Origin of the sequence: Pseudomonas sp. R2-37-08W (assembly GCF_003851705.1) — a bacterium.
GTDB lineage: Bacteria > Pseudomonadota > Gammaproteobacteria > Pseudomonadales > Pseudomonadaceae > Aquipseudomonas.
In genome coordinates this window covers 1530197-1554616 of record NZ_CP027728.1, presented here as the reverse complement: position 1 = coordinate 1554616, position 24420 = coordinate 1530197, and the positions used below count along the sequence as shown (strand labels likewise).

The window sequence follows — 24420 nt, the reverse complement described above, 5'->3', positions numbered from 1 at the left end:
CAATCGGGAGCAAGCCCCCTCCCACATTTGGTTTGCGGCGTGTCAGATATTGGCACGCAGGATGCTGGCTGGCAGTGGCTCACCCTGCTCGACACTCGCCGCAACGGCCGCGATCAACCCTTGCAACTCATAGCCCTGCGCCGCCAGCCACGCCTGATCATAGTAAGTCGTGGCATAGCGCTCGCCGCCATCACACAAGATCGCCACGATCGACCCCGACTCCCCCGCCGCTTTCATCTGCTGCGCAGCTACCAGAGCACCGATCAGGTTGGTCCCGCTGGAACCGCCCACGCGCCGCCCCAACCGCTCGGCCAGGTAATGCATGGCCGCCAGAGACAGCGCATCCGGCACCTTGACCATCGCATCGATCACAGCGGGCAAAAACGAGGCTTCGACCCGTGGCCGGCCAATCCCTTCGATCCGTGAGCCGCAGTCCAGACGCAGGCTGGCGTCGCCGCTCAGGTAATAATCGAAAAACACCGAACGTTCGGCATCGGCACATAGCACTCGCGTGCAATGCTGGCGATAACGCACATAGCGCCCCAGGGTCGCGGTAGTGCCGCCAGTTCCGGGGCTGGAAATCAGCCAGCTCGGCTCCGGGTGCTGCTCGAAACGCAATTGCTGGAAGATCGACTCGGCGATGTTGTTGTTCGCGCGCCAGTCGGTGGCGCGCTCGGCGTAGGTGAACTGGTCCATGAAGTGGCCGCCGCTTTCCTGGGCCAAACGTTCGGATTCGGCGTAGATCTGCGTGGGATCCTGCACCAGATGGCTCTTGCCACCATAAAAGGCGATTTGGGCGATCTTCTCCTGGGAAGTGGTGGCGGGCATCACGGCGATAAACGGCAGGCCGAGCAGGCGCGCAAAATAGGCTTCGGAGATCGCCGTCGAACCGCTGGAGGCCTCGATCACGGGGGCGTGCGGCTTCAGCCAGCCATTGCACAACGCGTACAGGAACAGCGAGCGCGCCAGCCGATGTTTCAGGCTGCCGGTCGGGTGGCTGGATTCGTCCTTGAAATACAACTCGATACCCGGCAAACCCGGCAATGGCAAAGGGATCAGATGGGTGTCTGCGCTGCGCTGGAAATCCGCTTCAATGATACGAATGGCTTCGCGGGCCCAGGGACGGTGATCGCTCATGAGGAGGTTTCTCTAAGAATTTCAGCCCCGATATTAGGGGGTTTCCTACACTGCACACAGATACAGTGAGGACTCAATTGGACACACAATTGCTAGGCTTTGAAACAGCGCCCGCTCTGACCAACGCTTATAACAAATAAGAATATAACTTTTGTTTTAACAACTAACGGTACGGGTTAGGGTACCCACCTATTGAACCTGGATTGGAGAGCATCCCTTGCCTCTGCGAAGCACTTTCACCCGTTTTTTCCAGCTGGAAGCCGCCAGCGGTCTGTTGTTGATTGCTGCTGCCGCGTTGGCGCTGATTATCAACAACTCACCTTTGTCGCACCTGTATGGCGCCTTTCTCGACACCCCGGTGGTGACACAGGTTGGCGCGCTGCAAATCGCCAAGCCCGCCTTGCTATGGATCAACGACGGCCTGATGGCCCTGTTCTTCCTGCTGATCGGCCTCGAAGTCAAACGCGAGCTGCTCGATGGTCACCTGTCCAAACCGTCCCAGGTCGTACTACCCGGCGCAGCGGCTATCGGCGGCATGGTCGTCCCCGCGCTCATCTACTGGGCGCTGAACAAGGACAACCCTGCAGCACTCGCCGGCTGGGCGATCCCGATGGCCACGGATATCGCCTTTGCGCTCGGCGTCCTGGCGCTGCTGGGCAAGCGCGTGCCGGTGTCGCTGAAACTGTTCCTGATGACCCTGGCAATCATTGACGACCTGGGTGCCATTATCGTCATTGCGCTGTTCTATTCCGCCGACCTGTCCGGCGCGTCCCTGGCGGGCGCAGCGGCCTGCCTGATCGCCCTGATCGCGATGAACCGCCTGGGGGTGGTCAAGCTCGGGCCGTACATGATTATCGGCCTGATCCTGTGGGTGTGCGTGCTCAAGAGCGGCGTCCACGCCACCCTCGCCGGGGTGACTCTGGCGTTCTGCATTCCACTGCGCACCAAAAATGCCGAAACTTCGCCTTTGCTGACCCTTGAGCATGCGCTGCACCCGTGGGTGGCCTACGCCATCCTGCCGCTGTTCGCGTTCGCCAACGCGGGGGTGTCCCTCACCGGCGTCAGCCTTGAGAGTTTCACCCACCACGTGCCCATGGGCATCGCCGCCGGCCTGTTGATCGGCAAGACCATCGGTGTGTTCGGCCTTACCTGGCTGGCCATCAAGACCGGCATCGCCTCACTGCCCAGCGGTGCGAACTGGGGCCAGGTGCTGGGCGTGGCGATCCTGTGCGGCATCGGCTTTACCATGAGCCTGTTTGTCGGCTCACTGGCATTTGTACCGGGGGTCAGCGAGTTCGCCGGCGAGGATCGCATGGGGATTCTGACCGGGTCGATAATTGCGGCGTGCATTGGTTATGCGGTGACGGCGATGGCGAGTCGCAAGAAAGCCGTTATTTCATAGTTGAGGTGACATCCAAACACCAAAAAGCCGCCTCGACCTGAATCGAGGCGGCTCCACTTCTCAGACCTTACAGGTCATCAAAGCTGTCCCGCAGGAATACCCATACGTGATAAACACGCAGGGCATTCACTACGAGGTTCCACGTACGTCGTGCAAACTTAGACATACTCGGCCCTCCTAGAGTTGGGCCTACCTCCAGCGCACTTACCGGAACATGTGAGCCTTCGAATGCTGTCATTGCGTTCCATGAGGCGGCAGGGTTGACGGGCCCTCCGCATCAATCCGGCACGGATTACTAGCCCGTGGCGGCTGGTCCAGAAAACTTGTTTTTGCTGACCCCGTCGACTCACAGAGTGACGAACGTAGAACGGCGTCGATACTAGCTGAGCGGCCCTTCGAAGGTGTAACTAAGCACAGGGTGGCCCGGAATATTTATTGCCATTTTTTTCTGACAAAAAAAGTATCAGAAGCGATAGTTCCTCTTAGAGCTGCATCTTGCGTGAAGCATCAACCGACAGTAGTATTCCGACATGTCATTGCGTTCTGTGAGCATGCAAGCCAAGCTTCATAATGGCCTTGCGATAAAAAACCGCCCTACTAAGGCGGTTTTTTATTGCCTGCAACTTATGCGTTTTTAAAAAGATCAGGCCCACAGGCAAAAAACCCCAACCAGTCACCCGGTTGGGGTTTTTCTTTACTTGTTGCTTACGCTTTTAGCGAGTAACGCGGCTGGTGCCGTCGACCGTCATGATGCGCACACGGTCGCCAATGCGGAAAATTTCATTTTCCTGCACGGCTTGTACGTAGGAACGCATGCTGCCGTCGTCTTCACGAACGGTGATTTCCACGCCCTGGGTACGAGTCAGGCCTTCTTCGGTGGCCGAGCCCAGCAGGCCACCGGCTACCGCGCCGATCACAGCGGTAACGATGCTGCCACGGCCGCCGCCGATGGCGCTGCCGCCAACGCCGCCGATGACCGCACCCGCAGCACCGCCGATTGGGGTCTTGGTGCCTTCGATCTTGACCGGACGCAGGGATTCGATGGTACCCATGCGGACGGTCTGTACACGACGCGCCTCGTCACGGGAGTACGAGTCGCCGGTCAGACTCGAGGCGCAGCCACCCAACAGCAATGACAGGGTGGTAAAGCAGGCAACTAGTAAAACGGACTTACGCATAGCATCAACTCCAAAGGACAGGTATTCATTAAACGCTGCAGCCTGGCGCCTGTCACGGCGAGCCAGGCAGAAAAGTGCTTTCATTCAGCCTGAGTACAGGCTGTCGGCACCACACAGCTCGACGAACGGTAGCTTAACCAAAACATGCCATAGCGTGGTTAGTCAGTGTAGCCATACAGCCGAAAACGCCGAAGTCTCCTGCATAAAGACTTCGGCGCAAAGGGCATGATTCAAATTAGATGACGAAAGGGGACGCTCAGGGCGCCAGACGCTCGCGCGTCCATTGGCCCGCTTGCAGCCGATAGTTGAGACGGTCATGCAGGCGGCTGGCGCGGCCTTGCCAGAACTCGATGCGCTCGGGCAACAAGCGATAGCCCCCCCAATGCTCGGGGCAGTCGGGCTGGGTGTCGCTGAAACGCTGTTCGGTCGCCTTGAGCAGCGCCTGCAGTTCTTCGCGATCACCAATGACCTTGCTCTGCGGCGATGCCCACGCCCCCAGGCGGCTGCCCAGAGGTCGTACCTGATAATACGCATCCGATTCTTCAGGCGTGACCTTGACCACGCGACCTTCAATGCGCACCTGGCGCTCTAGGGTCGGCCAGAAAAAGGTCATTGCCGCGAATGGCCGCGCCGCCAGTTGTTCACCCTTGGCGCTCTGATAGTTGGTAAAGAAGGTAAAGCCCTGCGCATCCAGGCCCTTGAGCAACAAGATGCGACAGTGCGGTCGACCCTCCTGGTCGACCGTGGCCAGGGTCATGGCATTGGCCTCCACCGGTGCCTGCTCGGTTTTCACCGCATCGGCGAACCATTGGTGGAACAAGGCAAACGGCTCGTCCGGGGCCTGGGCCTCGCTCAAACCGTCCCGTGTGTAGTCACGGCGCATATCGGCCAGTGCCTGGGTCATGCGGCGTTATCCTTCTGGTTCAACGGATCAGTTTTTCGCCTGGTCGTTACTCGCCGGTGCAGCAGCCTTGGCCTTGGCCGGAGCGGGTTTCTTCGCAGCCGGTTTGGCCGGGGCTTTTTTTGCGGCTTTAGCAGCTGGCTTGGCGGCGGCCTTCTTGGCTGGCGCTTTCTTCGCAGGGGCTTTTACCGCCGGGGCCGGTGCAGGAACATCCTGCACGGCAACCATTTCCGCCACAGGCGGGGTCTTGCCCGAGTTGTACTTGTTCAGCAGCGCCAACATAGTTGTACGCTGAGTGAACATGATTTCCATGCGACGATTCAGCGCACGGCCCTGGGAACTGTCGTTGGCAGCGCGTGGCATCAGGTCGCCCATGCCACGCAGCATCAGGCGATCCTGCTTCAAACCGCTGAGGCTGAAAATCGAGGCAATCGACTGCGCACGTTCTTTGCTCAGCGCCTGGCTGGCCGGCGCGCTACCGGTGGCATCCACGTGGCCCAGCACCAGTACGGCGGTCTTTGGATCCGCTTCGACGGCCTTGGCGACGCGAGTGAACGGGCCCAGGGTCACCGGCAGCAGCATCGCTGGACGTTTCGGGTTGTAGGAGCCGTCCACCGGGGCAATCACTACCAGCACGTTGTCACGACGTTCCAATTGCAGGTTGCTGTCCTTGATGGCGGCACGCAGGCGCGGCTCGTAATCGTCCAACCAGGCCTGGGTGATTTTCGGATCAGGCATCGGCACGTTGGTCACATCGACCTTGGCCAGCGGCTTTGGCTTGGTGTCGAACGGCCACCACCAGTGGGCTTCGGTATCGGTCTTGGCCACGACCGGAGCACCGTCCGGAGCCGGGGTTGCGGCCTTGAGGTCAGCTTTCAGGTCGGCCTTGGCCTCGGCGGCCTTTTCGTCGGCGCTCTTGGTGGAGAAGGGCCACCAGCTGGAGCCTGTGTCAGCCTTGGCTGCCGGAGCAGGTGCTGCGGCAGCGGCAACAGGCGCGGAATCCTTGGCGCCGACAGCGGGCTTGGCGTCCGGCTTGGCGTCGGTTTGGGTCACTGCGTCCTTGGTAGCAGCCTTATCGGACCCAAATGACCACCAGTGCCCACCTTCGGCATCATTCTGTGGTGTTTGTGCACAGCCGGTAATAGTGAGGCACAGCGCCAGTGCCAAGGACTTGTTCGATAACATGAGATATCCACAAAATGAGAAAAAACCAGGGGGGCCAGGTGCCCCGTTAAACCGACGCTTAAAGAACATTGAAGTTACATCATTGCGTTCAGCGTCTTCTTATACGTGTCTTTGTAACAAAAAATTGTGAAACAGCAAGGGGTTTATAGACAACCGGCCAATATTCCGACCAACTTCTGCGCACGTGGGTCCATAAGTACATAGGGCCCCAGGGTATTAGTCACGAAACCGAACGCTACATCGTGCTCTGGGTCGGCAAACCCTACCGAGCCCCCTGCCCCGGGATGCCCAAAGGCGCGCGGGCCAAGGCCGAATGTCGCATTGGGCAACTGCGGTTGATCCAACATGCAACCCAGGCCAAAACGGGTTTGGGTCAATAAGGTTTTATCCGGGCCAATACTGTGTTCACGGGTCAATTGTTCGAGCATGTCGCTTTCCAGCAAACTACCGTCCAATAAACCGCTATAAAACCCGGCCAGGCTCCGTGCATTCCCGTGACCATTTGCCGCCGGTTGCTGCATACGCCGCCACTCGGGTTTATTAGTGCTGGTCAGAATAGACGGTGGGTTGGCAAATGCACGGGTAGTCATGGCCGTGGGTTCACGCATCATTACTTGAAGTAACCGTTGTGTCGCTGCATCGCCCATATTGCCTTTGCTGCGCGCTATATGGGCGACACGATAGAACTCTTCGTCCGCCAGGCCGACGTGAAAATCCAGCCCCAATGGCCGCGCCACCCGCGCCACGATGGACTCCCCAGGCCCGCGCCCGTCGGCACGGCGCAGCAGCTCGCCGACCAGCCAGCCATAGGTGATCGCCTCGTAGCCATGGCCCTGGCCGGGTGTCCACCACGGCGCTTCGGCTGCCAGGGTATCGACCATCAGTTGCCAGTCGTACAGGGCTTCGGCGGGCAGCATCTCGCGGATCGCCGGCAACCCGGCCTGGTGGCAGAGCAACTGGCGCAGGGTGATGGATTCCTTGCCCGCCGCCGCAAATTCCGGCCAGTACTCGGCCACGGGCGCGTCCAGCTTCAGCTTGCCTTCGGCCACCAGTTGCAGCGCAGCGACCGCAGTGAAGGTCTTGGTGCAAGAGAACAGGTTGACGATCGTGTCGCTGTGCCAGGCTTCGGCGCCGTCCTTGTCGGCGGTGCCGGCCCACAGGTCGACGACCGTCTCGCCGCCGACCTGGATGCAAAGCCCGGCACCGCGCTCCTGAGGGTCATCGAACAATGCGGCGAACGCTTCACGTACCGCTTCGAACTGGAGCTCGTAATGACCCTGAATCTGCACCTGAGCGACCTCGAAAAACATCATGAAAAGTGGCCGACATTGTTCCAGCCATTAGGGGTTTTGTGAACCCATCAACGACGAATCAATGCCCATTTGCGGAGTGCCCGCCGGCGTGCCCGGCGCCCTGGCCTGCGTCTTTGCCGGCCTGGCCTGCCCGGCCGCCCTCGCTCTCGCGTGCCGCGCCGGCCGCCTTGGCCTTTTCGGCCGCCTTACCCAACTGGTCGACCGCCGCGAGATTGCTTTTGCGCACGCTGTCGACAAAGCCCTGAAAGGGCACGTCGGTAATGCCGACGAGGCCGAAGTGGCCGTTTTCACCGTCCAGCAAACGCCCGGTCACCGGCTGGTCCAGATACTGGAACCAGTGCACGCCGACAATCGACGGCTCCGCCATGGCTTGCTTGAGGAAGGCCGCGTACGCCGCGCCACGCTCTTCTTCGGCGGCCAACTGGGTCACGCCACCCCAGAACGGGCCACGGTCGGTCGAGCCAAAATTGAATTCGGTGATCAGTACCGGCTTGTCGAGTGCACGCAGGGCGGCGAAGTCATAACCGTCCTGGGGCTTGAGGGTGTACATGTTGAAGCTCAACACATCGCAGTACTGGGCACAGGCTGCCACGGCTTCGGGGGTGCTCACCGCATAACGCCCACCCAGCAGCAACTGGTTGGGCGCGTGCCATTTCAGCGAATCGGAAATGGTCTTGAAGTAAGCGTCGGCGAAGGTCTTCTGGAAATACTTGAAGTCAGCCTCGATTTCGGGATGCTCCGGGTCAGGCATCGGCGGCTCGAAGCCAGGGTCTTCCATCAGTTCCCAGCCGGCCAAATGGATACCCCAGGCCTTCGACAGGCCTTCTTCATTGCGGTATTTGTCGCGCAGTTGCTTGAGGAAGGCACGCTTGGCCGGTACGTCGGTGGTCATGCGCAGGGTGCCGTAGGCCAGGGCGTAACGGGATTTTGCATCGTCGCCAGGGCCGGCCCAGGCCAGTTCGTTGTCGGCAAAGAAGCCGATCAGCCACGGGTCGTCGCGATGATCGCGAGCGGCAATGGCCACGGCGCGTTCAGTGGCCATGGCGAAACGTGGGTCGAACGGGTCGGGCATGCCGCCCCACCAGTCGGTGCCGGTGCTGATGCTGGCGTAGTCACCCACAATCGACAGCGGCAAGGTGTAGGGCACGCGATCGGCCGTGGCCAGGTCCGGATCGCTCCAGTTGCCCACGGTGTTGAAGCCCCAGGCTTGCAGGCGATCAAGGGTGTGGCTCACCCAGCGCTTCTGGTCGAAACCGTCGGTGCCGGTTTCAGCGCCATAGGTGCGCTGCAGGTTGGCGCCATAAAAATCATACCAACGCCCTGCGCCAAAACCGCGCCCCTCGCCCGCGCCGTTGCCGGTGCGGTTATCGCCGCTGCCGTAGTACTTGTCGAAGGGCTCGCCGGCCTTGGGCAGCGCCGCAAACATCCACTCACGCCCGGCCACGTAGGTCTGGCTGTTGTCCGGGGCCACGGTGTTGACACCCAGCGAGTAGAACGGATGGCCTTGCGGTGTGACCAGATACCAGCGACCGTCGCGCTTTTCGGTGCGGAAGAAACCGCTGGCGTCGAACGCCGGGCCCTTGTTCCAGCCGCCGTATTGATCCAGGGACGACTTGTCACGCTCGGCAAGCCACACCTTCAGTTGTTGTTGCTCCTTGGCCGCCGCAGCCTTGAGCTGCTCGTCGTTGCTGACTTTTTCCGGCCAACGTGCGCGGGTGGACTGGCCGTAAGCGTCCACCAGTTCGCTGTAGGCAGCTTTCATCACCGGCTCGCTGTCCTGCACGCCAAAGCGCTCCAGCAGGATGCTTTGCGCGGCATTCGGCTTGATCATCGACAGCGTCACCGACACCACCTGGCTGCGGTCGATTTCCCCGGCACTGGCGGCCAGCAACACACGCTGGCCGTCCACGGTCATGGGCATCGGCGGGCCGGCCTTCATGCCCTGGCTCAGCGGCGAGTGGGCTTGCAGCGGCACCAGCAAGGTCTGGGCGGGGCCGGCCGGCAGGTCGATGCGGCTGACCAGGGTCTTGCCGTCGGCACTTTGTACTTTTACGTAGAGGGTCAACGCCCAGTTCATGGCGCTCTGGATACGCAGGCTCATGGCGCCCGATTGCGACCAGTCCCACACGCCCGTTTGCGGGCTGAGTACCAGGCTCGGTTCGGCGGCCGGGTTGAAGGTGATGCGGCGCAGCACCTCGCCTTCGGGGGTTTGTTCGGCGTTGTATTGCGGCAGGCTGGCGTCCTGGGTCGCCACCTTGACCACATCGGCGGGCCGGACGAAATTGAACAGGGTTTGTTGCCCGGCCGGCGCGGCCAACAGCGGCGCGGCGAACAGCAGGGCAAAAAGAGCGGGCAGCGTGCGAATCATACGAACAAGGTTCTCCCAAACGGCCGATGGCTGGCCTGATGACATACAGTGAGATAGACCACGCAGTGGACGAATTCGCCCACGGTGGCTTAAGAAATTTCGCGCCTGAACGGCGGCAAGGCATTCAAGATGGCCTTGCCATAGCGCTGCGTGACCAGGCGGCGATCGAGCAAGGTGATGGTGCCCCGGTCCTGCTCGGTGCGCAGCAAGCGCCCGCAGGCCTGCACCAGTTTCAGGGAAGCATCGGGCACCGAGATTTCCATGAACGGGTTGCCGCCTCGGGCTTCGATCCATTCGGCCAGCGCGGCTTCAACCGGATCGTCCGGCACCGAGAACGGGATCTTGGCGATGACCACGTGTTCGCAGTAGGCGCCGGGCAGGTCTACGCCTTCGGCAAAGCTCGCCAGGCCGAACAACACGCTGGAGTCACCGCCATCGACCCGCGCCTTGTGCTTGTTCAAGGTTTCCTGCTTGGACAAGTTACCCTGGATAAACACCTGTTTACGCCAGTCGCGATCAAGGCCGTCAAACACGTCCTGCATCTGCTTGCGCGACGAAAACAGCACCAGGGTGCCCCGCGAGCCTTCCACCAATCCGGGCAGGTCGCGGATGATCGCCGCCGTATGCGCCGGCGCGTCCCGTGGGTCGGCCTTGAGGTCGGGCACCCGCAGCACGCCGGCGTCGGCGTGGTGGAACGGGCTCGGCACCACCGCAGTGACAGCCTTTTTCGGCAGGCCGGCGCGCATGCGGAAGCGGTCGAAGGTGCCCAGGGCGGTCAGCGTGGCCGACGTCACCAGGCAGCCGTAGGCTACGTTCCACAGGTTGCGGCGCAGCATTTCGGCGGCAAGGATCGGGCTGGCATTGACCTCGATATCGAACAGCGCACCGCTTTCCGACAAGGTCAGCCAACGCGCCATGGGCGGGTTGTCTTCCGGGTCTTCGACGGTAAAGGCGGTCCACAACTCCCAGTTGCCCTGGGCGCGGGACAGCAGGCTACCGAACAGCGGGTACCACTCTTCGGCCTGGTTGCTGGCGATGCCGATATTGACCTCGCCATCCATGCCTTCCTTGAGCAAGTCCGTCAGACGGGTGAACAGGTCGGTCAGGCGTGAAAAGCCCTTCTTCAGCTCAATGCCCATTTCGCGCATATGCTCGGGAATCATCCCGCCAACAAACCGGTGACGCGGCCGCTCACGGCCTTCCACGTCTTCGCCGGGCTTGAAGTCGGCCACCTGCTCGCAGGCGCTGAACATGAACTGCTGCTGGGTCTTGATCTCCCGCGCCAGCTCGGGCACCTGTTCGATCAGCTTGCCCAGGTCACCGGGCAGCGGATGCTGGGCGAGCAGCTTGGTGAGGTTCTTGGCGGTGGTTTCCAGCCAGTCGGCGGTAGAGCGCAGGCGCGTGTAATGGGCAAAGTGGCCGATGGCCTTGTCCGGCAGGTGATGGCCTTCGTCGAACACGTACAGGGTGTCGCGCGGGTCCGGCAGTACGGCGCCGCCGCCCAGGGCCAGGTCGGCCAGCACCATGTCGTGGTTGGTGACGATCACATCAACCTTGCCCATGCCTTCGCGGGCCTTGTAGAAGGCGCACTGGCCGAAGTTGGGGCAATGCCGGTTGGTGCACTGGCTGTGGTCGGTGGTCAGGCGCGCCCAGTCGGAATCTTCCAGGGCGGTGGGCCAGCTGTCGCGATCACCGTCCCATTTATTGCCGGCGAGTTTCTCGATCATGCTGGTGAACAGCTTCTGGCTGGCCTCATCGACCTCGATCTTGAAGCCTTCTTCTTCGAACAGCGAGGCCGTGGCGGTCTGCGCGTGGCCTTCCTGCAGCAACACATCGAGCTTGGACAGGCACATGTAGCGGCCACGCCCCTTGGCCAGGGCAAAGGTAAAGCTCAAGCCGCTATTGCGCATCAGGTCAGGCAGGTCTTTGTAGACAATCTGCTCCTGCAGTGCGACGGTCGCCGTGGCGATCACCAGGCGCTTGCCTGCGGCCTTGGCGGTGGGGATCGCAGCCAGGCTGTAGGCCACGGTCTTGCCGGTGCCGGTGCCGGCCTCGACGGCCACGATCGCCGGTTCGCCCGCGCGGCGGCCCTCGTCGTCAGTGTCGATATCCCCGAGGACTTTCGCCACTTCGGCGATCATCAGGCGTTGGCCGTAGCGCGGTTTCAAGCTCTTGGCTTCGAGAAAACGCGTATAGGCGCCCTGGATCGTAGTTTTGAGTTCAGTGCTGATCATGGATAGTCGGGCGCAAAAAACGCTGGATAAATTTTCAGTGGTTCGGATCGGCCGCTATCATACCCCGCTAATTAATCCCGCGCAGAACGGAGTACCACAATGACCGCGTTTAGCCTCGCTTACACCCTGCATGTATTGGCCGCCCTGATCTGGGTCGGCGGTATGTTTTTCGCCTGGATGATCCTGCGCCCCGCCGCCATGGCGGCCCTTGAGGGCCCTGCCCGGCTGAAGCTGTGGGCAAATGTGTTTCAACGTTTTTTTGTATGGGTGTGGGTGGCGGTGCTGATTTTGCCGATCAGCGGCGTCGGCCTGCTGCACCTGCGCTTCAACGGCTTTGAAACCGCACCGCGTTATGTACAGGTGATGATGGGCTTGTACCTGGTGATGACGGCGCTGTTTATTCGCATCCAGGCGTTGAAGTTTCCGGCGTTGAAGGCGGCGGTGGCGGCTGAGGATTGGGCGGCGGGCGCGGCTGCATTGGGGCAGATTCGCAAACTGGTGGGTGTTAACTTGATTGTGGGGCTGGTGGTGGTGGCGATTGCTTCGGCTCGGCCGATGTTCTAAGCACAGCGCCAAGCTTCAAGCCTGAAGCTGCAAGCTTTGAACTTGCAGCTTTAAACTTGAAGCTTGAAGCTACGGCGCTTCAGAGCCGTTGAATGGTCACAGTCCCCGCAGGCCCAGCCGGCCCCGGCTGCCCTTCCAACCCAGGCCGGCCTTTGTCGCCGCCATCGGCGCGGTACACCAGGCAGCCCTTGGACTGCCCGCCCTTGCCAGGTTTGCCCGCTACACCGGCCAAACCACCGGCGCCGCCGTCCACCAAGACCTTGATCTTGTCGCCAGGGAAATCCTGAGGCAGCTCAATACGCACCGTTGCCCCCGACGCCCCCGGCAACCCATCGCCGCCGTTATCGCCATTGAACCCGCGCCCGGCTGAACCCCAGGTGCAACCTGGGTCGACGCCATTGGCGCCATCCAGGCCCGCATACCCTTGGGCACCGGCGCCACCACGGGCATCCACCGACAGTTCTTCGGCTGTCAGCGAATTAACACGCAAGGTCAGGTCACGCCCGGCTTTGGCCGGTTTTTCATGAGTGCCGGGTGCGCCTCGGGAAGTGATCTGGCTGCCGTGCTCCAGTTGCGCCTGGCGCACCTGCAACTGCAGCGCGGTATTGCCGGGGACAATGGCGATGCGGGCGTCACGCCCCAGATGCAGTTCTTCCACCGCGATCTGACTGATGGTGGCCGGAATCAGCAGGGTGCCGTAGTCCGCCACGTCCAGGCGCTCCAGTTGCAACACGCTGGTGCTGCTGGGCAGGCGCATCAACGAGTTGGTTTCGACACTGACACTCTGGGCCAGGGCAACGGGGCTGACCAACAGGGCCAGCAGAAAAACCTTACGCATCATGGGGCTCCCGAGTGTTTTCAAATTTTTCTTTGGACGCACAGTAACGACTTCTGGAGGCGCTTTGCCAGTGAAGGATCAAAAAACTTCGCACGCAACGACTCAAGTGCCGGCGGTATTACCCTGATGCTCTAGGCCCGCACGCCCAGGCGCGCTAGTCTCTACGGTCCTGATGTGAGGATCTGCGATGATCGCTGGAATTTCTGCCCGTACGCCCCAGCAAGCGTTGGCTGCGCTGCTGGACCTGCACGCTCCCAAACGCCTGCTGCTGTTGGGCGCCAGCCACTTCCCGGCACTGGATGCGTTTAAAACGGCGCACCCCGATGTGCTCGTCAGTGTTGCGCAACCCGGACCACTGCCTGCCGACCTGGCCGCGCAGCGTTTTGACCTGGCGCTGGTGGTCGATTGCCTTGAACACCTGCCCAAACCCCAGGGTCTGAGGTTATTGGGTGGTATCCGTAACCTCAATGCCAGCCGCATCGCGGTGCTGGTGGACATGGATGCCTGCGCCTGGAAGGACACCGACTTTTTTTCCCTGGCGTTGCAAGCCGGTGAGCGTTTCCAGCGTGATGAGCAGGTGCTGACGCTGTTTACCTACGATCTGCTTGACTATAAACAAGTGCCGGACTGGCTCAACGCCCGCTTCTGGGCCAATCCGGAAAATTTTGGAAAGTATTGGTGGTAACACGATGAGTACATCCATTTGCCCCTGCGGCAGTGGCAATCTGCTGGACGCCTGCTGCGGCCATTACCACGCCGGCCACCCGGCGCCCTCTGCCGAGGCGCTGATGCGTTCGCGTTACAGCGCCTACGTGCTGGGCCTGGTGGACTATCTGGTGAGCACCACCCTGCCGGCGCAACAAGCGGGCCTCGACCGCAACGCGATTGCCGCCTGGAGTGCCCAAAGCACCTGGCTCGGCCTTGAGGTGGAAAGCTCAGAGGTGTTCGGTGGCCAGCCGGAGCACGCCTTCGTCACGTTCACGGCGCGCTGGCACGACAGTGCTGGTGAACACAGCCACCGTGAACGCTCTTCTTTCGTACAGAACGAGGGGCACTGGTACTTCATCGATCCGACGGTGGAGGTGAAGGCCGGGCGTAATGATGTATGTTTGTGTGGCAGCGGACAGAAATTCAAGAAGTGCTGTTCCAGCTACTTTTAACGACCTGACAGGGATAACGCCAATGCTCCGCACCTTCAGCTTGATGCTGGCGTTAACCCTGGGCCTGACCGGCTGCGCCTCGTGGTTCGAAGACGATTCGCCGCCGCCCCACGTCTCCCTGGTGAACGTCGAAGTGGTGCGGGCCAAGCTGCTGGAGCAGAAGTTCAAGCTCTACTTTCGCGTGGACAACCGCGACGACGCTGACCTGACCGTGCGTGGCCTGATCTACAAGGTCACCCTTGGCGATCTGGTGCTGACCGAAGGTGAGTCCAACGAATGGCTGACCGTGCCGCCGCGCAGTCATAAATTCTTCCGGGTGTCGGTGCGCACCAACCTGTGGCCACGCATACGCGATGTAGTGCAGATGCTGAAGAATCCCGACCGCCCTGTACCCTATCGCCTGGAAGGCGAGCTGAAAACCGGATTATTCATCGGTAATGACGTGCAGGTGGCCCACAATGGCGAGATAATCCCCGGCGATTTTATTCCGGAGCGACATCGATGACTCAGCAACCCCATGTCCATGGTCCTGACTGCAACCACGATCATGGTCACGATCACCATGATCACGACCACGGCCATGTCCACGGCCCGAACTGCGGCCACGCTCACCAGGAGCCGGTGCGCAACGCCTTGAAAGACGTTGGTCGCAACGACCCTTGCCCCTGCGGCAGCGAGAAAAAATTCAAGAAGTGCCACGGCGCTTAAACTACCCAATATCCAATGTGGGAGGGGGCTTGCTCCCGATAGCGGTCATCCAGTCGATGCCTATGTCGACTGATACACCGCTATCGGGAGCAAGCCCCCTCCCACATTGATTTGCGCATAAGCCTGAGTACTCACGTAATTACAAAACTCCCGCTTGCGTCGTTTCGCCGCGCTCACTAACGTAGCGCCTTTAATGACGCTACCCCCGCAGGAGCTTTGCCATGGCCTCGCCAGCCCTTACACATTTTCTTCCCCGGTTCGGCGTTGCCGCGGCAGTGGCCAGTGCGTTAAGCCTGGCCGGTTGCCAGCTCCAGAGCACCCAGGACACCCTGCCCCCATGGCCGGCGTACAGCCGATCAAGGGCTTGGCGCAAAACGTGTCGATACGCCGTAATGCCCAGGGCATGCCGCTGATTGAAAGCAACACCTTCCACGACGCGCTGTTCAGCCTCGGCTATGTACACGCCAGCGACCGGATCACGCAGATGGTCACCCTGCGGCTGCTGGCCCAGGGCCGTCTGGCGGAAATGTCCGGCCCTGAGGTACTCGATGTCGACCGTTTCATGCGCGCGGTCAACCTTAAAAAGAGCGCCGGCGAGCTGTACAACGCCTCATCGCCACGGCTCAAGCGGTTCTTTGAAGTCTACGCACGGGGCGTTAACGCCTACCTGTTCCGCTACCGCGACAAGCTGCCGACAGACCTGGCCCAGACCGGCTACAAGCCCGAGTACTGGAAACCGGAAGATTCGGCGCTGCTGTTCTGCCTGCTGAATTTCAGCGAGTCGAGCAACCTGCAGGAAGAAATTTCGTCGTTGGTGCTGGCGCAGAAAGTCGGTGTCGACAAGCTCGCCTGGCTTATCCCAAGCGCGCCGGACGAGGCGATCCCGCTGGCCGAAGCCGATAAGCTCAAGGGCGTGAACCTGAGCCAGATCACCGGCCTCGCCGGGCTGGACACGGTCAGCCAGCAACTCAACAGCCTCAATGCCCTGGGCATGACCACGTCCAGCAACTGGGCCATCGGGCCGCAACGCAGCCGCAGCGGCAAAAGCCTGTTGGCCAACGATCTCGCCGCCCAGCCGCAAGCGCCGTCACCTTGGAGCTATGTGCAGATCCGCGCCCCGAAATATCAGGCGGCCGGCGCGTCGATTGCCGGCCTGCCGACCCTGCTGTCGGGCTTCAACGGCAAGGTCGCGTGGAGCATGAGCGCGGTCAAGGGCGATACCCAGGACCTGTTCCTGGAGAAGGTCAAACGCCAGGGCAGCGCGTTGTACTATGAGAACAACGGAAAATGGCTACCGGCCGGTGTGCGTAACGAGACCTTCTTCATCAAAGGCCAACGCTCGATTCGCGACGTGGTGTACGAAACCCGCCATGGTGCCTTGCTCAACAGCAGCCAGGCCCTCACCAGCGGTTATGGCCTGGCCCTGCAAACCGCCGATTTGAAGGACGACAAGAGCCTGGATGCGTTCTTCGACCTGTCCCGCGCGCAAAACGCCGGTAAGGCCTCGGACGCCACCCGCGAAATTCGCGCCATTGCGTTGAACATGATCTTCGCCGACGCCAGCAACATCGGCTGGCAAGTCACCGGCCGCTTCCCCAACCGCCGCGAAGGCGAAGGCCTGCTGCCCTCGCCGGGCTGGGATACGCGCTTTGACTGGGACGGTTACGCCGACGCCATGCTGCACCCCTACGACCAGGACCCGGCTCAAGGCTGGATCGGCACCGCCAACCAGCGCACCGCACCGCGCGGCTATGGCATGCAGCTGTCCAATTCCTGGGATGCACCGGAGCGCAGCGAGCGCCTGGCGCAACTGGCCAACGCCGGCAAGCATGACAGCCGCAGCCTGATCGCCATGCAATACGACCAGACCACCCTCTTTGCCGCCAAACTCAAGGGCATGTTCCAGGCGCCGGGCATGGCCCAGCCGCTGAAACAGGCAATCGATGCGCTGCCCGCCGCCGAACAGGCCAAGGCGCGCGAAGCACTGGGCCGCCTGATGGCCTTCGATGGGCGCCTTGCGCCAACGTCCGCCGACGCGGCGCTCTACGAGCTGTTCCTGCAAGAGAGCGCCAGACAGATCTTCCTCGACAAACTCGGTCCGGAGCAGAGCGCCAGCTGGAAAGCCTTTGTCAGCAACGCCAGCCTGTCCTACTCAGCCACCGCAGACCATTTGCTGGGCCGTGAAGACAGCCCGCTGTGGGATGACACGCGTACGCCGCACAAAGAAGACAAGCCGGCGATCCTCGCACGCACCCTGGCCGCCACGATCAGCACCGGCGACAGCCTGCTGGGCGCTGATCACAAGGCCTGGCAATGGGGCAAGCTGCACACCACCACCTGGAAAACCACCAGCGGCCAGGTGATCCGTGGCCCGTTGGCCAGTGGTGGCGACCACAACACCCTGAACCCGGCACCGTACCGCTGGGGGCAGGACTTCAATGCGGCCCAGACGTCGGCGTTGCGCATGATTGTCGACTTCGGCCAGCCGGAACCGATGATGGGCCAGGGCGGCACCGGCCAGTCCGGCAACCCGGCCAGCCCGAACTATGCCAACGGCATCGACCCGTCGCTCAAGGCGCAATACCTGAGCTTCCCGATGCAGCCGCAGAATTTTGACAAGGTGTATGGCAAGACCCGGTTGACCCTGACACCCGGCAAGTAACCCGGCGCTCTGATCGTTCCCACGCTCTGCGTGGGAATGCCTTTTGCGACGCTCCGCGTCGCGCGAACCGAGCCGAGTTTCAGCTACCGTGCACAGGTGACGCAGAGCGTCACGGGTTGCATTCCCACGCGGGAGCGTGGGAACGATCCTTGATAGCAGTAGTTCAGTCAATGAATGTGTCGCCTGTCACACCGCTATCGGGAGCAAGCCCCCTTGTGTCTTGAGTCAGGATTAGACTGAGGGTGAGAGCGGTGAGTAGCAAGCTGAATGCCCCGAGTGCTTAAAGCACGTGTGGGAGCCCACGCTGCTACTCACCTCTCCGCTCTGGACATGAGCCCGAACAGTTGAACGAGCCCACCTCGAACAGTTACAAGCGTGGGCCAAGCCAGAGCGCTCTCACTCTAAGTGTAAGAGGATTTGGCCATGTTTTCCTGTTCTGCAGGCATTGATGTTTCCAAAGACAGTCTTGAGGTTCGGATTCATTCACTTGAGGCTGGGGTAAGCTGTTCCAACACTGAAAGAGAGTTACCGGCGTTGATCGGTTGGCTAATGCTTTACCAGGTTAATCGCGTGTTGGTGGAAGCCACGGGCGGCTACGAGCGCAAAGTCGTCAAAGCGGCCCAGGCTGCCGGCCTTGAGGTTATGTGCGTTAACCCCCGTCGCGCCAAAGAGTTTTCCAGAGCGATGGGTCAAAAAGCCAAAACCGACCCGATAGACGCAAAGTCTCTGGCGCACTATGCAGCCATTCTAGACTCGCCAAGTGCCCGAATCACAAGCCCGGAACACGACAAGCTGCGCGCGTTGGTCCAGCAGCGGGAACATTTTGTTCAGCAAAGAGATGACGACAGACGACGCCTGAAAACTGCTTCCTGCGATGCGGTAAAGCCTGCATTGCAGAGCCATATCGACTATTTGAACACGGCAGTGGAGGCGATAGATCAACTAATTCGTCAAAGTGCGAACGAGCTAGATAGCGAAAAGGTGGCTCGACTGTGTTCAGTCAAAGGCATCGGGTTGGTTACTGCCACCAGTCTTATGGCTTACCTGCCCGAGCTGGGAGAAATTGGCGGACGCCCTATCGCAGCATTAGCGGGACTCGCTCCGTACAACAACGACAGCGGAAGGCATAAAGGTGCACGTCATATCAGTGGCGGAAGGTTTTCAGCTCGTCGCTCACTTTACATGGCCTGTTGGGTGGTCATCCGGGACCAGCCAGAATTCGGGACTCGATATAAGGCGCTACGTGATAAAGGGAAATGCGCCAAAGTCGCGTTGATCGCCTGTATGCGCGTTTTGTTGGTACGCCTGAACGCGATGCTGCGCGACCGTACTGAATGGATAGAGCGCACCGCTTAGCGCGGTAGCAGCTATTTCGTTCAACATCGCACGGCCAAAGGCTGTGGGAGCTTTGCTGCCTATGAGAAATGACTTCTGAATTGAATCCATTAAGACAGTTGCTCCCACATTTGGACCCATGCATTCAGATAGAACTTCTCTCACCGTCATATCCTCCTAAATGATAAGCCCATTTCCTCGGTCATCCCATGGACCTTGTCATTGCCCGACCCGAAGGCCTCTATTGTCCCGCCGGGGATTTCTACATCGACCCCTGGCGCCCGGTGGAACGCTCCGTCATCACCCATGCCCACGGCGACCATGCCCGCACCGGCAATCAACATTACCTGGCCGCCGCCCCCGGCGAAGGCATCCTGCGTTCGCGCCTGGGCCAGGACATCAACCTGCAAACCCTGGCCTACGGCGAACAGTTGGTGCACCACGGTGTGACCTTGAGTTTTCATCCGGCCGGGCATGTGTTGGGCTCGGCCCAGGTGCGCCTGGAATACCAGGGCGAAGTCTGGGTCGCGTCCGGCGACTACAAGGTCGAGCCCGATGGCACGTGCGCGCCGTTCGAACCGGTGCGCTGCCACACCTTCATTACCGAATCTACCTTTGGCCTGCCGATCTACCGCTGGCAGCCGCAAGCGCAGATTTTTGCCGGTATTAATGACTGGTGGCAGGCCAATATCGCCGTCGGCAAAGCCAGCGTGCTGTTCTGCTATTCCTTCGGCAAGGCCCAGCGCATTCTGCATGGCATCGATGCCAGCATCGGCCCGATCCTCAGCCATGGCGCCGTCGAGCCGTTGAACCGGGTGTACCGCGAAGCCGGGGTCTACATTCCGGAAACGCTATACGCCGGCGACTTCAAAAAAAACGACCCGCTGCTGCGCCAGGCCTTGATCATCGCCCCGCCCTCCACCAGCGGCAGCACTTGGATACGGCGCTTTGGCGATTACAGCGACGCGTTCGCCAGCGGCTGGATGCGCCTACGCGGGACTCGGCGGCGGCGCGGGGTCGACCGTGGCTTTGTACTGTCGGACCACGCCGATTGGCCCGGACTGTTGTGGGCCATCGAACAGACCGGCGCCGAACGGGTGATGGTCACCCACGGCTCGGTCGGCGTACTGGTGCGCCATCTGCGCGAAAAAGGCCTGGATGCCCAGGGTTTCAGCACCGAATATGGCGATGACGAAGAGGAGGCCAGCGCATGAAAGCCTTCGCCGAGCTGTACGCTAACCTCGACGCGACGACCTCCAGCAATGCCAAGCTCGCGGCGCTGCAAGACTACTTTCAGCAGGCACCGCCGGAGGATGCGGCATGGGCGGTGTACTTCCTCTCCGGCGGGCGGCCGCGGCAACTGGTACCGACCCGTCTGCTGAGGGATATGGCGACACAAGCGGCGAGCATCGAGCCGTGGTTGTTCGAAGAGAGTTACCAATCCGTCGGCGACCTGGCCGAGACGATTTCTCTGCTGCTACCCGAATCGACCTACACCTCCGAAGACGGCCTGGCGGTGTGGCTGGAAGAAAAACTGCTGCCGCTGCGCGACCTTGCGCCCGCTGAACTGGCCGAACGCCTGCCTGCGCTGTGGGCGCAGCTGGATCAACCGAGCCTGATGGTGTGCATCAAGTTGATCACCGGCAGCTTTCGCGTGGGCGTGTCCAAGCTGCTGGTGACCCGCGCGCTTGCCGCCATGGCCGGGCTCGACAGCAAGCGCGTGGCGCAACGGCTGGTGGGCTACACCGACTTGTCCAATCGCCCTACGGCTGCGGGCTACCTCAAGTTGATCGCTGCCGAATCGTCCGACGAACATGCGCAACGTGGCGGTCAGCCCTATCCGTTTTTTCTCGCCCATGGCTTGGCGCAGCCAGTGGAGCAGTTCGATGCCCTGCTCGGCTCCCCCGCCGACTGGCAGGTGGAATGGAAGTTTGATGGCATACGCGCGCAACTGGTCAAGCGTGAGGGGCGCCTGTGGGTGTGGTCGCGCGGTGAAGAATTGGTGACCGAGCGTTTCCCCGAGCTGCACAGCCTGGTCAGTGGCTTGGCGGATGGCACGGTGATCGACGGTGAGATCGTGGTCTGGAAGGACGCGGTGCAACCCTTCGCCCTGCTGCAGCAGCGCATCGGCCGCAAAAATTTGAGTAAAAAGGTGCTGGAGGATGCGCCGGTGGCGGTGCTGGCCTACGACCTGCTGGAGCATCAGGGCGACGACTGGCGCAACCACACCCTGGCTGAACGGCGTGCGCAGCTCGAAAGCGTGATCGCAGCGTGTGACCAACCGGTGTTATTGCCCTCCCCGCTGCTTGAGGGGCCAACCTGGCAAGCGTTGGCCGAGCAGCGCGAAGCCTCCCGCAGCCTGGGTGTGGAAGGCATGATGCTCAAGGATCGCAAAGGCCTCTACGGCGTGGGCCGCACCAAGGATATGGGCCTGTGGTGGAAGTGGAAGGTCGACCCGTTCAGCGTCGACGCGGTGTTGATCTACGCTCAGCGCGGCCATGGCCGGCGCGCCAGCCTGTACAGCGATTACACCTTCGCGGTGTGGGACGGCCCGCCGGGCAGCGAGCGCACCCTGGTGCCGTTCGCCAAGGCGTATTCCGGGCTGACTGACGAAGAAATGCGCAAGGTCGACGCGATCGTGCGCAAAACCACGGTGGAAAAATTCGGCCCGGTCAGCAGCGTTACGCCGAGCATGGTGTTTGAGTTGGGTTTCGAAGGCATCGCCCTGTCCAAGCGGCATAAAAGCGGGATTGCGGTGCGGTTCCCACGGATGTTGCGTTGGCGCCAGGACAAACCGGTGGAGGAAGCCGACAATCTCGCCACGCTGCAGGATCTACTGACCTGACACAAATCAACTGTGGGAGGGGGCTTGCTCCCGATGGCGGTGTGTCAGTCACAGCATTTGTGTCTGATCCACCGCCATCGGGAGCAAGCCCCCTCCCACATTTAGATTTCCGTTCGATCTTAAATGGTGCACTACTCTATCAATGCCCACTAATGGGCATTTCCTACGCTCAAAAATCCCTCATCCCACCTTTTAAAACGATCATTCGGAACTATGGTGCAGAAATTGCTACTTGGGATCCGTCTGACACCGTTCAGTAACAGTCCTAAATGCGCCACAAGCGCTTATCTTGGTTTCCAGGGAATACATAATGAAAAAAGCATTGCTGACCCTTTCTGCACTGGCTCTGTGCATGGCTGCAGGTGTTGCAACCGCCAAGGAATACAAGGAATTGCGTTTCGGTGTCGATCCCTCCTACGCGCCATTCGAATCCAAAGCCGCCGACGGCAGCCTGGTGGGCTTCGACATCGACCTGGGCAATGCCATTTGTGCAGAGCTGAAGGTCAAGTGCAAATGGGTTGAAAGCGATTTCGACGGCATGATTCCGGGCCTGAAAGCCAACAAGTTCGACGGTGTGATTTCGTCCATGACCGTGACCCCGGTACGTGAGAAGGCGATCGACTTCTCCAACGAGCTGTTCTCGGGGCCAACCTCGCTGGTGTTCAAGAAAGGCGCCGGGTACTCGACGCCGGAGTCGCTCAAGGGCAAAACCGTGGGCTACGAGCAGGGCACCATCCAGGAAGCCTACGCCAAGGCTGTGCTGGACAAGGCCGGCGTGACCACCAAGGCCTACGCCAACCAGGACCAGGTATATGCAGACCTGACGTCCGGCCGTCTCGATGCCTCCGTGCAGGATATGCTGCAGGCTGAACTGGGTTTTCTGAAGTCCCCAGCCGGTGCTGGATACGAAGTCAGCGCGGCAATCGATGACCCGCTGCTGCCGTCGAAAACCGCGATCGGTATCAAAAAAGGTAACACTGAGCTCAAGGCTCTTTTGGATAAAGGTATCAAAGCGTTACACGATGATGGCACCTACGCCACTATTCAGAAGAAACACTTTGGCGATCTGAACCTGTACAGCGGCAAATAATGCCTGGGGCGCCCCTTTTTTGAAGGGGCGCTTTTTTATCGCCATAGGTCCTGATTTATGTTCGAAGATCTGTTGCAAACCCTCGGGCTGAGCGCGTTTAGCTTGAAGGGTTTCGGCCCGCTGCTGCTGCAAGGCACCTGGATGACCCTTAAATTGTCGGTGCTGTCCCTGGCCGTCAGCGTGTTGCTGGGCCTGCTCGGCGCCAGCGCGAAACTCTCCAGCCTGCCCTTCCTGCGTATCCCCGCCCAGCTCTACACCACCTTGATTCGCGGCGTACCCGACCTGGTGTTGATGCTATTGATTTTCTACAGCCTGCAAACTTGGCTGACCGGCCTGACCGACGTTATGGAATGGGAGTACATCGAGATAGACCCATTCAGCGCCGGGGTCATCACCCTGGGCTTTATCTACGGTGCCTATTTCACCGAGACTTTTCGGGGCGCGATTCTCGCCGTGCCCCGTGGCCAGCTGGAAGCCGCCACCGCCTACGGGCTCAAGCGCGGGCAACGGTTTCGCTACGTGACCTTCCCGCAGATGATGCGCTTTGCGCTGCCCGGCATCGGCAATAACTGGATGGTGATGCTCAAGGCCACCGCCCTGGTGTCGATCATCGGCCTGGCCGACCTGGTGAAAGCCGCCCAGGATGCCGGCAAAAGCACCTACCAACTGTTCTACTTCCTGGTACTCGCCGCGCTGATCTACCTGTTGATCACCAGCGCGTCCAACTTCGTCCTGCGTCGTCTTGAACGTCGCTACGCCGCAGGCTCACGGGAGGCCGTGCGATGATCGAGCTTTTGCAGGAATACTGGCGCCCCTTCCTTTATAGCGACGGCCAGCACATCACCGGCCTGGCCATGACTATGTGGCTGCTCAGCGCGGCACTGGTGATCGGGTTTGTGGTGTCGATTCCACTGTCTATCGCCCGTGTCTCGCGCAGGCGCCTGGTGCGCTGGCCGGTGCAGTTCTACACCTACCTGTTTCGCGGCACACCGCTGTATATCCAGTTGCTGATTTGCTACACCGGCATCTACAGCATCGCCGCCGTGCGCGCGCAACCGGTGCTCGATGCGTTCTTTCGCGATGCGATGAACTGCACGATCCTGGCCTTCGCCCTCAACACCTGCGCCTACACCACGGAAATTTTCGCCGGGGCGATCCGCAGCATGGCCCACGGCGAAGTCGAAGCGGCCAAGGCCTACGGGCTGAGCGGTTGGAAATTGTATGCCTATGTGATCATGCCGTCGGCGCTGCGCCGTTCGTTGCCTTACTACAGCAACGAGGTGATCCTGATGCTGCATTCGACCACCGTGGCGTTCACCGCCACCATCCCGGACATCCTCAAAGTCGCCAGGGACGCCAACTCGGCCACCTTCATGACCTTTCAATCGTTCGGCATCGCCGCCCTGATCTACCTGGCCGTGACCTTCGCCCTGGTCGGCCTGTTCCGATTGGCCGAACGCCGCTGGCTGGCCTTCCTCGGGCCGAGCCATTAAGGAGCTT

General features: G+C 60.8%; 20 protein-coding genes and 1 pseudogene. 13 read left to right on the top strand and 8 right to left on the bottom strand.

Annotated features, from left to right (window positions below; genetic code table 11):
* Positions 1–42: 42 nt before the first annotated feature.
* A complete protein-coding gene (locus C4J93_RS07140) occupies positions 43–1137 on the bottom strand; it encodes a PLP-dependent cysteine synthase family protein (RefSeq protein WP_124366146.1) in 1095 nt (364 codons plus the stop codon).
* Positions 1138–1354: 217 nt separating this feature from the next.
* On the opposite strand from C4J93_RS07140, the gene nhaA reads away from it, so the two are divergent.
* Complete coding sequence (nhaA, locus tag C4J93_RS07135) at positions 1355–2539, top strand: Na+/H+ antiporter NhaA (RefSeq protein WP_124428961.1); 1185 nt, start codon at positions 1355–1357, stop codon at positions 2537–2539.
* A 713-nt stretch (positions 2540–3252) separates the two neighbouring features.
* On the opposite strand, the gene C4J93_RS07130 is transcribed toward nhaA, so the two are convergent.
* The 6 genes from C4J93_RS07130 to dinG form a co-directional block, all read right to left on the bottom strand.
* Positions 3253–3717 (bottom strand): glycine zipper 2TM domain-containing protein, encoded by a 465-nt coding sequence (locus C4J93_RS07130; RefSeq protein ID WP_065886131.1) that lies wholly within the window; start codon positions 3715–3717, stop codon positions 3253–3255.
* Positions 3718–3973: 256 nt separating this feature from the next.
* Positions 3974–4621 carry a pyridoxamine 5'-phosphate oxidase gene (gene pdxH / locus C4J93_RS07125; RefSeq protein ID WP_124361646.1) on the bottom strand — a complete coding sequence of 216 codons (648 nt, stop codon included), beginning with the start codon at positions 4619–4621 and terminating at the stop codon, positions 3974–3976.
* 27 nt (positions 4622–4648) lie between these two features.
* Complete coding sequence (locus tag C4J93_RS07120; protein ID WP_124428960.1) at positions 4649–5803, bottom strand: OmpA family protein; 1155 nt, start codon at positions 5801–5803, stop codon at positions 4649–4651.
* 143 nt (positions 5804–5946) lie between these two features.
* Positions 5947–7092: a serine hydrolase domain-containing protein gene (locus C4J93_RS07115; protein WP_124430852.1), complete on the bottom strand. Its 1146-nt coding sequence runs from the start codon at positions 7090–7092 to the stop codon at positions 5947–5949.
* An 82-nt stretch (positions 7093–7174) separates the two neighbouring features.
* Positions 7175–9484 carry a beta-galactosidase gene (locus tag C4J93_RS07110; RefSeq protein ID WP_124428959.1) on the bottom strand — a complete coding sequence of 770 codons (2310 nt, stop codon included), beginning with the start codon at positions 9482–9484 and terminating at the stop codon, positions 7175–7177.
* An 89-nt stretch (positions 9485–9573) separates the two neighbouring features.
* Positions 9574–11718 carry an ATP-dependent DNA helicase DinG gene (gene dinG / locus C4J93_RS07105; protein WP_124366142.1) on the bottom strand — a complete coding sequence of 715 codons (2145 nt, stop codon included), beginning with the start codon at positions 11716–11718 and terminating at the stop codon, positions 9574–9576.
* 99 nt (positions 11719–11817) lie between these two features.
* Here dinG and C4J93_RS07100 point away from each other — a divergent pair, with 99 nt between their 5' ends.
* Positions 11818–12282: a CopD family protein gene (locus C4J93_RS07100; protein WP_124403325.1), complete on the top strand. Its 465-nt coding sequence runs from the start codon at positions 11818–11820 to the stop codon at positions 12280–12282.
* Between the two features lie 79 nt (positions 12283–12361).
* Here C4J93_RS07100 and C4J93_RS07095 read toward each other — a convergent pair whose 3' ends face one another.
* Entirely contained in the window at positions 12362–13120 is a 759-nt protein-coding gene (locus C4J93_RS07095) for a collagen-like protein (RefSeq protein WP_124366140.1), read from the bottom strand.
* Between the two features lie 187 nt (positions 13121–13307).
* Between C4J93_RS07095 and C4J93_RS07090 the strand changes: the two genes are divergently transcribed.
* The 11 genes and pseudogenes from C4J93_RS07090 to C4J93_RS07040 all read left to right on the top strand — a co-directional run bounded on the left by C4J93_RS07090 (position 13308) and on the right by C4J93_RS07040 (position 24413).
* A complete protein-coding gene (locus C4J93_RS07090; RefSeq protein ID WP_124369902.1) occupies positions 13308–13805 on the top strand; it encodes a DUF6231 family protein in 498 nt (165 codons plus the stop codon).
* Positions 13806–13809: 4 nt separating this feature from the next.
* Positions 13810–14280: a YchJ family protein gene (locus C4J93_RS07085; RefSeq protein ID WP_124361639.1), complete on the top strand. Its 471-nt coding sequence runs from the start codon at positions 13810–13812 to the stop codon at positions 14278–14280.
* A 22-nt stretch (positions 14281–14302) separates the two neighbouring features.
* The gene (locus C4J93_RS07080; protein WP_124361638.1) at positions 14303–14785 is read left to right on the top strand and encodes an LEA type 2 family protein; all 483 of its coding nucleotides are present in this window, start codon (positions 14303–14305) and stop codon (positions 14783–14785) included.
* Complete coding sequence (locus tag C4J93_RS07075; protein ID WP_124361637.1) at positions 14782–14988, top strand: SEC-C metal-binding domain-containing protein; 207 nt, start codon at positions 14782–14784, stop codon at positions 14986–14988. Before C4J93_RS07080 ends, C4J93_RS07075 begins: the two co-directional genes overlap by 4 nt.
* Before the next feature lie 221 nt (positions 14989–15209).
* Positions 15210–17650 (top strand): annotated as a pseudogene (locus C4J93_RS07070) (penicillin acylase family protein).
* Positions 17651–18073: 423 nt separating this feature from the next.
* A complete protein-coding gene (locus tag C4J93_RS07065) occupies positions 18074–19006 on the top strand; it encodes a transposase (protein WP_124369104.1) in 933 nt (310 codons plus the stop codon).
* 188 nt (positions 19007–19194) lie between these two features.
* Positions 19195–20199 carry a ligase-associated DNA damage response exonuclease gene (locus C4J93_RS07060; RefSeq protein WP_124428958.1) on the top strand — a complete coding sequence of 335 codons (1005 nt, stop codon included), beginning with the start codon at positions 19195–19197 and terminating at the stop codon, positions 20197–20199.
* Complete coding sequence (locus tag C4J93_RS07055) at positions 20196–21830, top strand: ATP-dependent DNA ligase (RefSeq protein WP_124428957.1); 1635 nt, start codon at positions 20196–20198, stop codon at positions 21828–21830. The genes C4J93_RS07060 and C4J93_RS07055 overlap by 4 nt, the downstream gene beginning before the upstream one ends.
* Before the next feature lie 310 nt (positions 21831–22140).
* A complete protein-coding gene (locus C4J93_RS07050; protein ID WP_122683522.1) occupies positions 22141–22920 on the top strand; it encodes a transporter substrate-binding domain-containing protein in 780 nt (259 codons plus the stop codon).
* Between the two features lie 57 nt (positions 22921–22977).
* Entirely contained in the window at positions 22978–23706 is a 729-nt protein-coding gene (locus C4J93_RS07045; protein WP_124369896.1) for an ABC transporter permease, read from the top strand.
* The gene (locus C4J93_RS07040) at positions 23703–24413 is read left to right on the top strand and encodes an ABC transporter permease (protein ID WP_124361632.1); all 711 of its coding nucleotides are present in this window, start codon (positions 23703–23705) and stop codon (positions 24411–24413) included. The genes C4J93_RS07045 and C4J93_RS07040 overlap by 4 nt, the downstream gene beginning before the upstream one ends.
* Positions 24414–24420 lie beyond the last annotated feature (7 nt).

Coding starts and splice junctions, on each gene's coding strand:
- C4J93_RS07120 (WP_124428960.1), bottom strand. CDS start 5,803: ATGTTATCGAACAAGTCCTTGGCACTGGCGCTGTGCCTCACTATTACC.
- C4J93_RS07065 (WP_124369104.1), top strand. CDS start 18,074: ATGTTTTCCTGTTCTGCAGGCATTGATGTTTCCAAAGACAGTCTTGAG.
- C4J93_RS07110 (WP_124428959.1), bottom strand. CDS start 9,484: ATGATTCGCACGCTGCCCGCTCTTTTTGCCCTGCTGTTCGCCGCGCCG.
- C4J93_RS07040 (WP_124361632.1), top strand. CDS start 23,703: ATGATCGAGCTTTTGCAGGAATACTGGCGCCCCTTCCTTTATAGCGAC.
- C4J93_RS07055 (WP_124428957.1), top strand. CDS start 20,196: ATGAAAGCCTTCGCCGAGCTGTACGCTAACCTCGACGCGACGACCTCC.
- pdxH (WP_124361646.1), bottom strand. CDS start 4,621: ATGACCCAGGCACTGGCCGATATGCGCCGTGACTACACACGGGACGGT.
- C4J93_RS07075 (WP_124361637.1), top strand. CDS start 14,782: ATGACTCAGCAACCCCATGTCCATGGTCCTGACTGCAACCACGATCAT.
- C4J93_RS07050 (WP_122683522.1), top strand. CDS start 22,141: ATGAAAAAAGCATTGCTGACCCTTTCTGCACTGGCTCTGTGCATGGCT.
- C4J93_RS07140 (WP_124366146.1), bottom strand. CDS start 1,137: ATGAGCGATCACCGTCCCTGGGCCCGCGAAGCCATTCGTATCATTGAA.
- C4J93_RS07095 (WP_124366140.1), bottom strand. CDS start 13,120: ATGCGTAAGGTTTTTCTGCTGGCCCTGTTGGTCAGCCCCGTTGCCCTG.
- C4J93_RS07090 (WP_124369902.1), top strand. CDS start 13,308: ATGATCGCTGGAATTTCTGCCCGTACGCCCCAGCAAGCGTTGGCTGCG.
- C4J93_RS07080 (WP_124361638.1), top strand. CDS start 14,303: ATGCTCCGCACCTTCAGCTTGATGCTGGCGTTAACCCTGGGCCTGACC.
- C4J93_RS07085 (WP_124361639.1), top strand. CDS start 13,810: ATGAGTACATCCATTTGCCCCTGCGGCAGTGGCAATCTGCTGGACGCC.
- C4J93_RS07130 (WP_065886131.1), bottom strand. CDS start 3,717: ATGCGTAAGTCCGTTTTACTAGTTGCCTGCTTTACCACCCTGTCATTG.
- C4J93_RS07060 (WP_124428958.1), top strand. CDS start 19,195: ATGGACCTTGTCATTGCCCGACCCGAAGGCCTCTATTGTCCCGCCGGG.
- C4J93_RS07045 (WP_124369896.1), top strand. CDS start 22,978: ATGTTCGAAGATCTGTTGCAAACCCTCGGGCTGAGCGCGTTTAGCTTG.
- dinG (WP_124366142.1), bottom strand. CDS start 11,718: ATGATCAGCACTGAACTCAAAACTACGATCCAGGGCGCCTATACGCGT.
- C4J93_RS07100 (WP_124403325.1), top strand. CDS start 11,818: ATGACCGCGTTTAGCCTCGCTTACACCCTGCATGTATTGGCCGCCCTG.